The sequence below is a fragment of the Paenibacillus sp. FSL R10-2771 genome (assembly GCF_038000205.1).
GTDB classification, from domain to species: Bacteria; Bacillota; Bacilli; order Paenibacillales; family Paenibacillaceae; genus Paenibacillus_AQ; species Paenibacillus_AQ phytohabitans.
In genome coordinates this window covers 1,171,110-1,182,510 of the sequence record NZ_JBBOBM010000001.1, presented here as the reverse complement: position 1 = coordinate 1,182,510, position 11,401 = coordinate 1,171,110, and the positions used below count along the sequence as shown (strand labels likewise).

Genomic DNA, 11,401 nt, shown 5'->3' with positions numbered 1-11,401 from the left:
TTGTCAGACTATCCTATTATTCACTGGAAGTTCCCATATAAATCCGGATGGTTGAACCCTGCTCCACTCTTGCCCCCGCTTTGGGCGCCTGATTAATCACTGTATTGCCTGATCCGGAGCGGGCCAGCATGAAATTCATGTTCAAATCCTCATAAATATCCTGAACGGTAGCTCCTGTCAGATCGGGAACTGTCACAATCGGAGTCTCCCCATATTTATAGGTCTTCGGCAGCTGATCCTTACGCTGCGGAACCTTCAGATAATGAAGCGAATCCTCAAGAATATTCTGGACGATCGGAGCTGCTACCACACCCCCAAACTGAATTCCCTTGGGATTATCAACTGCGGTGTACACTACGATCTGCGGATCATCCGCTGGTGCAAATCCGATAAAAGAGACGATATGCTCCGTAGGAGAATACCGGCCGTTAATAACCTTCTGTGCCGTCCCTGTCTTGCCGCCCACACGGTAGCCGTCAATAAACGCCGGCCGGCCTGTGCCTTTGGCAACTACGCTCTCAAGGGCGGCCCGCACCTTCTTCGAAGTCTCCTCCGAGATCACCTGCCGCACTTCCTCCGGCTCAACCTCGGATACGACATTACCGGTATCCGGATTAATCCAGGCTTTGGCAACATGCGGAGTATACAGCCTGCCGCCGTTAATCGCTGCAGACACCGCAGCAATCTGCTGGATCGGTGTTACGGATACCCCTTGGCCAAAGGCCGTGGTAGCAAGCTCGACCGGCCCTACCTGCGCCGGCTTGAACAGAATCCCGTTCGCTTCACCGTTGAGGTCGATCCCTGTCTTCGTGCCAAACCCGAAATCACGGATATACTTAAACAGGGTATCCTTGCCGAGACGCTGGCCCAGGGCAACAAACCCGGGGTTGCAGGAATTCTCCACCACTTCAAGGAACGTCTGGCTTCCGTGGCCGCCTTTTTTCCAGCAGCGCAGCTTGGCACCGCCCACTTCAATATATCCCGGATCGAAAAAATGCTCATGCTGCAGATCAACCTTCCCCTCCTGCAGAGCAGCAGCCAGGGTAATGATCTTGAAGGTGGAGCCCGGTTCATACGTCATCCAGATCGGAAGATTCCGGTTATATACTTCGGCATCGTATTCCTTATAGGAGCCCGGCTCATAACCCGGCCGGCTCGCCATGGCCAGAATCTCACCATTGCGGGGGTCCATCGCAATCGACCAGGCACCTTGCGCCTGATACTTCACCATGGCCTGATCGAGCTCGCGTTCCATGATCGACTGAATCTGCTTATCAATTGTCAGCTGCAGGCTCAGCCCGTCCTGCGGCTCGGTATACTTCTCCGAGGAGCCTGGCATCAGCCGTCCTCCGGCATCGGACAGATACGATATATTGCCTGCGCTGCCTTGAAGCAGCTTATCGTAGATGCTCTCTATCCCGGTGATCCCCTGATTGTCAATTCCCGTGAAGCCGAGAATATGTGCGGCTAAATCGCCATAGGGATAATACCGTTTGTTATCCTCAGCCACAACGATGCCCGGCAGCTGCAAATCACGGATGCTCGCGGCAAGCTCCATCGTAATTTTGCGGCCGCCGGGCTGCAGTTTCACCGAGGCTTTCTTTTGGGTCAGCAGAGTGACCAGCTTCTCCTCGGTCATACCGAGCAGCGGAGCCAGCTGCTTCGCGGTCTGTTCCTTTTCCTTCACCTGCACAGGAATGGCATAGATCGTTGGCGAGCTGATATTATATGCCAGGGCAACGCCCTCCCTGTCCAGAATCTCGCCGCGTTTGGCGGTGAAGGGAATATTCCGCCGCCAGGATTCCTCAGCCTTGGCGCTCAGCTTCTCCCCTTGTGATAACTGTACATAGGCAAGACGCACGGCCAGCGAACCGAACAACACGGCCAGTCCCAGCAGCGTCCACAGCATTCTCCGCCGAGTTACGACTTTCGAAACCTTCATTCCGCTCTCCCCGCTTTCGCTCGTATAGACATGATCTCTTATCTCCATGACTATTCGGGACAAACAGGGGTTAGAACAAGCCTATATAGGCGCTACTCCGCAGGATCCTCTGCATCGGGGTCAACGTTGACGGCTACAGGGATATTCTCCCCGTATTCATTCAGGGGACTGAGCTTCAGAGAAATATGCGTTTTGTTGTTATTCTTGGTCTGCGTCTGCTCTGTGACATAACCTTCGCCCTCAACCGTTATCCCTACTTTGAGCAGATTGAGAATTTCCAGGGCATCACGCAAAGATTCTCCCTTCAAATCGGGAATGGTCATTGCTTCATCCTGCTGGGTAAGCAGATAAATCCGCTGTCCGGCGGCAAGCTTTGTGCTCTTATCCGGATATTGGCTGATTACCATTGCCCCTGTGCCGACAATCTCGAAGTCAAAGCCTTGATTAAGGAGCAGCTGTCTGGATTCCTTAACGGTTTTGTTCACGAGATCAGGTGTACTGCGCAGCTCTGAAGAGTCAGCCGCCAGCTTGACTGACGTTTTGCTGCCCACTGCTTTATCCGATTCAACCGTTTTGGGTACGCCCATATATTGCAGGGACTGCGAGACTATCTCTTTGAAAATAGGTCCGGCTGCGGCTCCGCCGCCGGCAGCATCCGCAGGCTCATCAATTACGACGAATACCGCGATCTTCGGATTATTGGCCGGAGCGTAGCCGAGGAAGGAAGCAAGCACCTTATCCCGGTCATACCCGCCCTTGCCGTCAGGCTTAATCGCCGTTCCGGTCTTGCCGGCCACCCGGTATCCTTCGATATAGGCATGCCGTCCGGTTCCGATTACCTGGTCTGCCACGACCTGCTCGAGATAGCTGCCGGTTTCACGGGCGCTGTCCTCGGAAATGACCTGCCGCACAACCTCCGGCTGAGTCACCGTCGTCTTGCCTGTATTAGGATCGGTAACTTCCTTCACTACATGCGGCACCATCAGCTTGCCGCCGTTCGCAATCGCCGCCATCGCCGTGAGCTGCTGAATCGGTGTAACCAGCAGCTTGCCATGGCCATAGGCCAAGGTAGCATTCTCTATCGGCCTGTTCGGATTCGGGTTGACAATACCGGTGGTTTCACCCGGGAGGTCAATGCCCGTCTTTTCCGTAAAGCCGAAATCCTTGATATATTTCAGCAGCTTTTCCTGGCCCAGCAGTTCATAACCAATCTTGACAAAGGCTACGTTACTGGAACGTTTGACCCCTTGAAGCAAGGTGATATCTCCGTAACCGGCTCTGTTCATATCATAGATCGGTTTGCTGTACCCTTTGATCCGGATAGAGCCCGAATGGACTGTCTCTTCCGGATTAAACAGCTTCTCCTGAACGGCACCGGCCAGCGGTACAATCTTGAACGTGGAGCCCGGCTCAAATCTCGACATGATCGCGTGGTTATAGAAGCCAGCCGCATCCTGCTTAAGGTCATAATATTCATTCGGATTGAAGGTCGGCATATTGGCCAGTCCCAGAATCTCCATCGTATTCGGATCGGCAGCAATGACGCTTATCGACTTCGGTTTGTACTCGGCATAAGCCTTCTTCATCGCCTCTTCGATATAGTGCTGAATGGTGCTGTCAATGGTCAGCTTGAAATTGCTTCCGTTTACTACAGGCTGGTAGCTATCCTGTGAATCGGGCAGCTTGATTCCCTTGCCGTCACTCTGATAATTCAGCTTGCCATCCGTACCGGCGAGCTGTTTGTCGAAGTACTTTTCCAGACCCATGACCGCATTGCCGTCCCTGTCGGTGTAGCCCAGAATATGCGCAGCCAGTGAGTCCTTCGGATAATAACGCTTCTGCTCTCTAACAAGCCCTACACCCGTTTCCAGGGTATCATGCTCTTTCTTGAGCTTATCCACAAAAGCCGTAACCTTATCGGCCAGATCCTGATTAATCTTCCAGCCTTCGTTGCGGATCTCCCGGTTCTTGTAGTAATTGCCCTTATCGTCTTTGGCCTCTACCAGCTTCTTCAACTCATCTTCAGGCTTGCCAAGCAGTTCATGCAGTCCCTGGATGACCTCCTGGCCGATCCCCTTCTCGGCAATGACCTCGGGGTCAACCACAACAGTATAGGCAGGAACGTCACTGGCCAGAACACTGCCGTTACGGTCTTCAATCACACCGCGGACCGCCTTGATGGTTGAAGTATGTGCCCACTGCGTAGCTGCTTCCTTCTGCCACTTCTCACTCTGCATTACCTGAATCCAGAAAACTCTGCCGACTAAAACAAGAAAAAAGAGGGTAATACACCCTCCTATAAACAGCGTGCGAAGTTTTATTCTTTTTACCATAGCAAACCTCACAGATTCTATTATTGCGATTGAAGTCAATCGCTGATTAATTGCCGGCTTTGTCAGTGACCTGTTTACTAAGCGGTACATAGATTGTTGAATCTACAGGAGGAGTCTTATATCCCATCTCTTCCGCCCGCTTGACCACCGTCTGTTCAAGCGTCTGCTTCTCCATCTGATAGGTAGCAATTTGCTTCTTGCTCTTCGCGATCTCGCTGTCCAGCTTCTGTGCCTGCAAGTTCAAATCATAAATATGGACGTAACGCCAGATCAGGGCGGCAGATACCAGGATAAAGGCTCCCAGCGTCATCATATACAAAAGCTTCTCCTGCAGCGGAAGCACTCTCCGCCTGGTGACGACTTTTGTCTTCTCACGGTAAAGCGGGTTTACCTCTTCTTTTCTCTTGGGTTGAACTGCTAAATTGCCGCGGGTATAGGCCATCTCTGACTCTCCTTTATCGTCATTTACAATTTCTCTGCAATGCGCAGTTTGGCTGAACGGGCACGTGAATTAAGCTCCAGTTCCTCTTCTCCGGGTACGATGGGCTTGCGGTTAATCAGTTTCAGGGTTCCTTTGGCGCCGCACACACAGTAGGGCAGATCAGGCGGACAGGTACATCTGCTTAAATAGCTGCTGAAAATCTGTTTGCAGATCCGGTCCTCCAGCGAATGGAAGGTAATTACGGATACTCTTCCCTCAGGTGCAAGGCAGCGTACGGCAGCATGCAGTCCATCCTCAAAAGCTCCCAGCTCATCATTGACAGCAATCCGCAGGCCCTGGAAGCTCCGTTTGGCAGGATGTCCTCCTGTCCTCCGCGCAGCTGCTGGAATGCCCTCTTTAATCAGCTCAGCCAATTCTCCGGTGCCCTCCACCGGACGTTCTTCCCGGCGCTCCACAATTTTGCGGGCAATCCGCCGTGAGAACTTCTCTTCTCCATACTGGAAAAGCACACGGGCAATTTCCTGTTCACTCCAGGTATTGACGATATCGGCCGCAGTCAGCTGTGCCGACTGGTCCATCCGCATATCCAGCGGAGCATCGTGATTGTAGCTGAACCCCCGCTCCCCTTCGTCAAACTGTGGAGAAGATACCCCCAGATCGAACAGAATCCCGTCCACTTGGGGAACTCCGTCCTTTTGCGGAACAAAGGGCAGTTCCTTCAGTACTTGCTCGAGGTCACGGAAGTTGGTCTTAACCGTAACCACTTTGTCTCCGTACTCGGCCAATCTCTCTTTGGCATTGTTCAGCGCCCAGTCATCCTGGTCCAGACAGATCAGCCGTCCTTCGCCGCTAAGCTTGGATGCAATAAGCGAACTGTGCCCGGCTCCTCCGAGCGTACAGTCAACGTATATACCATCCTTCTTGATGTGCAGCCCTTCTGTCGCTTCTTCCTTAAGCACCGTGATGTGGTGAAACAAGCTGCATCCCTCCAAGGCAGTAATTCGAATTGTATGTTTTATAGATCAAAATTGAAATCAACCAATTTCTCGGCAATCTCGTTGAACGATTCCTCTGACTGTTCGAAGTACTGCTCCCATAGCTCCTTGTTCCAGATCTCCACCCGGTTCGAAACGCCCAGAATAACACAGTCCTTGTCCAGCTTGGCATATTGCCGCAGATTCCCCGGCAGATTCACCCTGCCTTGCTTGTCCCATACACATTCGGTCGCTCCCGAGAAAAAAAAGCGGCTGAAGGCACGGGCGTCCGATTTCATCAGTGAAAGGCTTTTAAGCTTTTGCTCCATGATTCCCCATTCTTCCATGGGATAAACAAACAGGCAGGAGTCGAGGCCGCGGGTCGCCACGAAGGAGGTTCCGAGCAATTCACGGAATTTAGCCGGGATAATGATCCGGCCTTTGTCGTCAATGCTATGCTGGTATTCCCCCATAAACATGATCTTTCCCCACCCCTAAGTACCGATTCCCCACTTTGCCCCACTTTTCACCACTTAAGCATAATAGATTCGCCATTAAAAATCAAAAACCTTTTTCCGAAGCAAGGTAATTTTTTCTTGTTTGTCAAGTGGCTCTGCAATATTCCGCAAAAAATAAAAACCCGGGCCAGTTGATTGGCTCCGGGCTCTTGCAGATCCATTCTTTAGTCGTTCAGATTCCAGCTGTCCAGGTAGTCCACCTGTGCCTGCGTCAGGCTGTCAATGGCGATTCCCAGACTCTCCAGCTTATAACGCGCAACCTGCTCATCAAGCTCATACGGAACATTCTCCACCTTGACGCCGATATCTTTATAATTATCATTCACATATTTGAGGGATAAGGCCTGCAGCGCAAAGGTGGTATCCATAATTTCTGCCGGATGGCCATCGGCTGCGCCCAGGTTCACCAGACGTCCTTCAGCCAGCAGGTACAGCTTGCGTCCATCCTTCAGCAGATACTCTTCAATATTCTTCCGCACCGTCCGCTGGGAGGTGGAGCGTTCAGCCAGCTCCGGCTTGTTCACTTCAACATCGAAGTGTCCGGCATTGCAGAGGATCGCACCATCCTTCATGACATCATAATGCTCGCCGCGGATAACATACCGGTTGCCGGTAACGGTTACGAAGAAGTCGCCGCGCTTCGCTGCTTCCAGCATTGGCATCACATGGAATCCGTCCATGTGGGCTTCTACGGCCTTAATCGCATCCACTTCAGTAACAATCACGTTCGCTCCGAGACCCTTGGCCCGCATCGCTACACCTTTACCGCACCAGCCGTAGCCCACTACAACCACTGTCTTGCCGGCCACAATCAGGTTGGTTGTGCGAACAATGCCGTCCCATGCCGATTGGCCTGTGCCATAGCGGTTATCGAACAAATATTTACAATAGGCGTCATTTACAGCCACCATCGGGAACTTCAGCATGCCTTGCTTCTGCAGCGCCTTCAGCCGGATAATTCCTGTAGTTGTTTCTTCAGCGCCGCCGCGGACATTCTCCATCAGGTCAGGACGCTCGGAATGCAGCAGTGTGGCGAAATCTCCGCCGTCATCGATAATCAGATCCGGCTTGCTCTCCAGCGCCTTGATGTTCAGCGCCTTGAATTCTTCGGGTGACGGATTATATTTGGCGAACACGGTGATGCCGTCCTCAACTAATGCGGCACACACATCATCCTGTGTGGACAGCGGGTTCGAGCCGGTTATCGTAACTTCGGCCCCGCCAGCCTGTACCACCTTGGCCAGATAAGCGGTTTTGGCTTCCAGGTGAAGCGTGATCGATACCTTAAGGCCCTTGAACGGCTGCTCCGCTTCGAACTGCTCACGGATACGGTTCAGTACCGGCATATGCTGGCGAACCCAGTCGATTTTGAGATGCCCCTCGGGCGCGAGCGACATATCGGTTACGATACTATTTTCCTTGGACAAAGAACTCATGTTATAACCTCCTATAATATATTCCTACATATAAATGATGCGGTGTGTTCCGCTGTAATCGGCGGGTACGGCCATTAGTTCCTCCAGCCAGCCCGGACCGTAACGGTTCAGATAATACATCATATTATATACTCTCTCCTGCAGTTTACCCAGAGGCATAACGGACAGCTCAATCCGTTCCCACTGCCGCAGCGCCGCCTCATTCTGCTTCTCCATCGCATCCAGTGCTTTGCCCTGCAGGAAGGAGATCTGATCCATAATCTTGTCCTTGTTACTGTTCCCCAGCTTCAGCAGACCTGCCTGAATTCCGCCAAGCTGCTCAATCAGCGGCTCGTACATCGCGGAGAATGCGGCCTTAGTCTGTTCAAACCGTTCTTCAATCTTCAGCTCATCCTGCGCCGTTAACCACTCTTTGCGTTTATCATCCAGACCAAGACGTACATCCGTGAAGGACAGTCCGTATTTATCCATATGCTTGTGAAGCGTTCCCTCTATGACTGTAAAAGACATGCGCGGAATAATCAGCGGCATTTGTCCGCCCATCACCTTAAAGGCCTGATGCGGAATCGCCCAGTAAGCCATTTCTCCTTGTCCCAGCACCGTAGCCAGCACAGGCAGTACATAGTCCTGCATCAAGGGACGCGTCAGCACGTTGTTGCTGAACCGCTCAGGATGGCTCTCCAGCAGCTCCAGCAGCTCTGTACGGGAAAAAGATACCACGGATTTCCGGTCTGCGAATCTGTCCCCCTCCTTATGCAGCAGAAGCCGTGCGCCCTCATGTATATAAAAGAGGTTGGCATTCCCGGGTGTCACATCCGCCTGCAGCACGTATCCGCCCGCAGCAATACGATCAGCCGCTGCGGTGTAGGCAGCCTCGAGCTCGTCATTGCGCTCGATCATTGCAGCAAACATTGGCATTTCAAGTCTGCGCAGCGCGGAATCGGCAGAATCCAGCAGAATCAGCCCGTATTGCCCAAACAGAGAACCCATCAGCTTGGCAAAAGCGGCAGTCATATTGTCCGCACCCAGCGAAGCTGCTGTGACAAACTCCATAACCTGCGGCTTGAATTCGCTATCCTGCAGCAGTCCGTCCAGCTGCCCTATTGCCTGAAGCCAGCTCTCTGCTTCCACCTTGATTTCACTGACAGAAGAACGCGGACCTTCGCCTTTATCCAGCTTAATCCGCGTAATTTCGCCCGTCCGGTTCAGTACATAGGTATGATTGACTTCATCCCAGTCATGATCTTCACCGGCAATCCAGAACAGCGGAACAACGGGGCGCCCAAGCTGGGCTGCTGCTTCCCGCGCAGCCTGAATTGCAGTAATAGCCTTATATACTACAAAGAGCGGACCTGTGAACAAACCGCTCTGCTGGCCGCCTGTGACCACCAGCGTATCCGGCTGCTCCAATAAGTCAAGGGAGCGCATTACCGCTTCATGGGCATTATGCTCTCCGTTATAGCTGCGTAAGTATGAAACAACCGCGGTACGGTCTGCACGGAGCCCTGCGGTTCCATCAAGCCATTCTGCGCGCTTAACCCGGCTCTCCCGGTTGCGGAAATCCCCGCCGTACAAATGTCCTACAGTTTCATATTGATGTATATAGTCACTGGCGAGCGCAGATCCGCCAGGAAGTGGTTCCGGTACAACATTCATATGCAATTGCCTCCTGTTCTACTATAACCTGCTGTATGTAATCATAAATCGGTAAACCCTTTATGATTGTATCCAAAGTTGGGTGCGGCGTCAAAGAAAGAAGCGCCGCCATGCAGCTACACTTGCATGAATTGAAAGAATAGGCGAGAGCTGAACGCTCCCGCCTACGGTTATAATGCTGTTAATTTTAAGCGAATTGTTTAGCGACGAAATGTCCCTTGGACACTTCGACCAATTCATAATCGCTATCATTGGTTTTTTCATTTGCACTATAAATTGGGCTGCCCAGCTCATCATGCAGATGAATGCGTTTTTTGTTCGCTTCCACTTCCGGATCCGGAACCGGAATCGCTGAGAGCAGCGACTTGGTGTACGGATGGATCGGGTTAGCGTACAATTCTTCGCTTTCCGCGAGTTCAACCATTTTGCCCAGGTACATAACCGCTACACGGTCACTGATATGCTTAACCATGGACAGGTCATGCGCGATGAAGAGATAAGTAAGTCCGAGACGGTCCTGAAGTTCTTTGAGCAGGTTGACTACCTGTGCCTGAATTGACACGTCCAGTGCGGAGATCGGCTCATCGCAGACGATGAACTTAGGATTAACCGCAAGGGAACGGGCAATACCGATACGCTGGCGTTGGCCGCCTGAGAATTCATGCGGATAACGGGTTGCATGATCATGGTTAAGACCAACCATGTCCAGCAGCTCTTCAATCCGTTTCTTGCGTTCAAGACGGCTTCCCGCAAGATTGTGAATGTCCAGTGCTTCACCAATGATATCCGAAACCGTGAACCGCGGGTTAAGCGATGCATACGGATCCTGGAAGATCATTTGCATATCACGGCGCATAGCCTTCATCTTGCTGCCGGACAATTTGTAGATATCTGTACCATTGTATTTCACGCTTCCTGCAGTCGGCTCGTACAAGCGGAGAACCGTACGGCCTGCAGTAGTCTTACCGCAACCGGACTCCCCTACCATACCCAGGGTTTCGCCTTCGCGAATCGAGAAATTAATATTATCAACAGCCTTAAGAACTCTTCCCTTGCCTACATTGAAATACTTCTTAAGACCTTCTACTTCAATCAGATTCTTACTCAAACGAACTGCACCTCCTTGGCCATCGAATGCAGATTCCAGCAGCGCGCCATATGCGTTTCGCTGAACTCTGTGGCGCCGGGATCGATCTGTTCGCAGACATGCATTGCTTCGCTGCAACGCGCTGTGAACGGGCAACCGACCGGCGGCTTAATTAGATCCGGGGGAGTACCGATGATCGGAATCAGCGGCTCACCCTTCTTTTGGTCAAGACGCGGCATCGACCGCAAAAGACCTTTGGTGTAAGGATGCTGGGGATTCTTGAAAATCTCCCAGCGTGTCCCTGTTTCGACCACTTCACCAGCATACATTACGATGACCCGGTCACACATGCCGGCAACCACGCCGAGATCATGTGTAATCAGGATGATGGAGGTCCCTAGTCTTTGCTGCATCTCTTTCATAACTTCCATGATTTGCGCCTGAATGGTTACGTCAAGCGCCGTTGTCGGCTCATCCGCAATCAGGAGAGCCGGGCGGCAGGCCAGAGCAATGGCAATCATTACGCGTTGGCGCATCCCGCCGGAGAATTCGTGGGGATATTGGTTAAAGCGAGCCTCCGCATTTTTAATGCCTACTAATTGCAGCATTTCAATACCTTGCTGTTTCGCTTCGGCCGCTGACATATTCTGATGTTTGATCAAAACTTCGGTTATCTGTTTGCCCACTTTGATAGTTGGGTTCAAAGAAGTCATCGGGTCTTGAAATATCATGCCAATATCTTTGCCGCGAATCGATTCCATTTGTTTCATGCTAAGGTCCAGCAGATTCTTTCCTTGAAAAACAATCTCGCCTTGCTTCACTTTGGAGAGCGGGGCAGGCAGCAGCCGCATAATTGACTGTGCAGTGACACTTTTGCCGCTGCCGGATTCACCGACAATGGCTACGGTCTCGCCTTTGCCTACTTCAAAGTTCATACCGCGTACAGCCTGAACTTCTCCGCCTTTTACAAAAAAGGAAACTTGCAAATCCTTGACTTGCAGAATGGGTTCCAT

General features: G+C 51.9%; 9 protein-coding genes. All 9 read right to left on the bottom strand.

The features are described 5' to 3' along the window. Positions 1-16: 16 nt before the first annotated feature. A complete protein-coding gene (locus tag NSU14_RS05000) occupies positions 17-1,942 on the bottom strand; it encodes a stage V sporulation protein D (protein WP_336103450.1) in 1,926 nt (641 codons plus the stop codon). 92 nt (positions 1,943-2,034) lie between these two features. Then, entirely contained in the window at positions 2,035-4,179 is a 2,145-nt protein-coding gene (locus NSU14_RS04995) for a penicillin-binding transpeptidase domain-containing protein (RefSeq protein WP_340943268.1), read from the bottom strand. A gap of 142 nt (positions 4,180-4,321) precedes the next feature. After that, on the bottom strand, positions 4,322-4,717 hold the full coding sequence (locus NSU14_RS04990; protein WP_042139392.1) for a hypothetical protein: 396 nt from the start codon (positions 4,715-4,717) through the stop codon (positions 4,322-4,324). 23 nt (positions 4,718-4,740) lie between these two features. After that, positions 4,741-5,694, bottom strand: coding sequence for a 16S rRNA (cytosine(1402)-N(4))-methyltransferase RsmH (gene rsmH / locus NSU14_RS04985; RefSeq protein ID WP_039304239.1), 954 nt, complete (start codon positions 5,692-5,694; stop codon positions 4,741-4,743). Positions 5,695-5,732: 38 nt separating this feature from the next. Then, a complete protein-coding gene (mraZ, locus tag NSU14_RS04980) occupies positions 5,733-6,170 on the bottom strand; it encodes a division/cell wall cluster transcriptional repressor MraZ (protein ID WP_039304237.1) in 438 nt (145 codons plus the stop codon). Between the two features lie 203 nt (positions 6,171-6,373). Further along, on the bottom strand, positions 6,374-7,645 hold the full coding sequence (locus NSU14_RS04975; RefSeq protein WP_042139393.1) for an adenosylhomocysteinase: 1,272 nt from the start codon (positions 7,643-7,645) through the stop codon (positions 6,374-6,376). Between the two features lie 24 nt (positions 7,646-7,669). Further along, complete coding sequence (gene bshC / locus NSU14_RS04970) at positions 7,670-9,301, bottom strand: bacillithiol biosynthesis cysteine-adding enzyme BshC (protein ID WP_340943262.1); 1,632 nt, start codon at positions 9,299-9,301, stop codon at positions 7,670-7,672. A 187-nt stretch (positions 9,302-9,488) separates the two neighbouring features. Further along, positions 9,489-10,409: an ABC transporter ATP-binding protein gene (locus tag NSU14_RS04965; RefSeq protein WP_042139395.1), complete on the bottom strand. Its 921-nt coding sequence runs from the start codon at positions 10,407-10,409 to the stop codon at positions 9,489-9,491. Continuing rightward, on the bottom strand, positions 10,406-11,401 hold the full coding sequence (locus tag NSU14_RS04960) for an ABC transporter ATP-binding protein (RefSeq protein WP_042141541.1): 996 nt from the start codon (positions 11,399-11,401) through the stop codon (positions 10,406-10,408). The genes NSU14_RS04965 and NSU14_RS04960 overlap by 4 nt, the downstream gene beginning before the upstream one ends.

Coding starts and splice junctions, on each gene's coding strand:
- NSU14_RS04995 (WP_340943268.1), bottom strand. CDS start 4,179: ATGCAGAGTGAGAAGTGGCAGAAGGAAGCAGCTACGCAGTGGGCACAT.
- NSU14_RS04975 (WP_042139393.1), bottom strand. CDS start 7,645: ATGAGTTCTTTGTCCAAGGAAAATAGTATCGTAACCGATATGTCGCTC.
- mraZ (WP_039304237.1), bottom strand. CDS start 6,170: ATGTTTATGGGGGAATACCAGCATAGCATTGACGACAAAGGCCGGATC.
- NSU14_RS05000 (WP_336103450.1), bottom strand. CDS start 1,942: ATGAAGGTTTCGAAAGTCGTAACTCGGCGGAGAATGCTGTGGACGCTG.
- NSU14_RS04990 (WP_042139392.1), bottom strand. CDS start 4,717: ATGGCCTATACCCGCGGCAATTTAGCAGTTCAACCCAAGAGAAAAGAA.
- bshC (WP_340943262.1), bottom strand. CDS start 9,301: ATGAATGTTGTACCGGAACCACTTCCTGGCGGATCTGCGCTCGCCAGT.
- NSU14_RS04960 (WP_042141541.1), bottom strand. CDS start 11,401: ATGGAACCCATTCTGCAAGTCAAGGATTTGCAAGTTTCCTTTTTTGTA.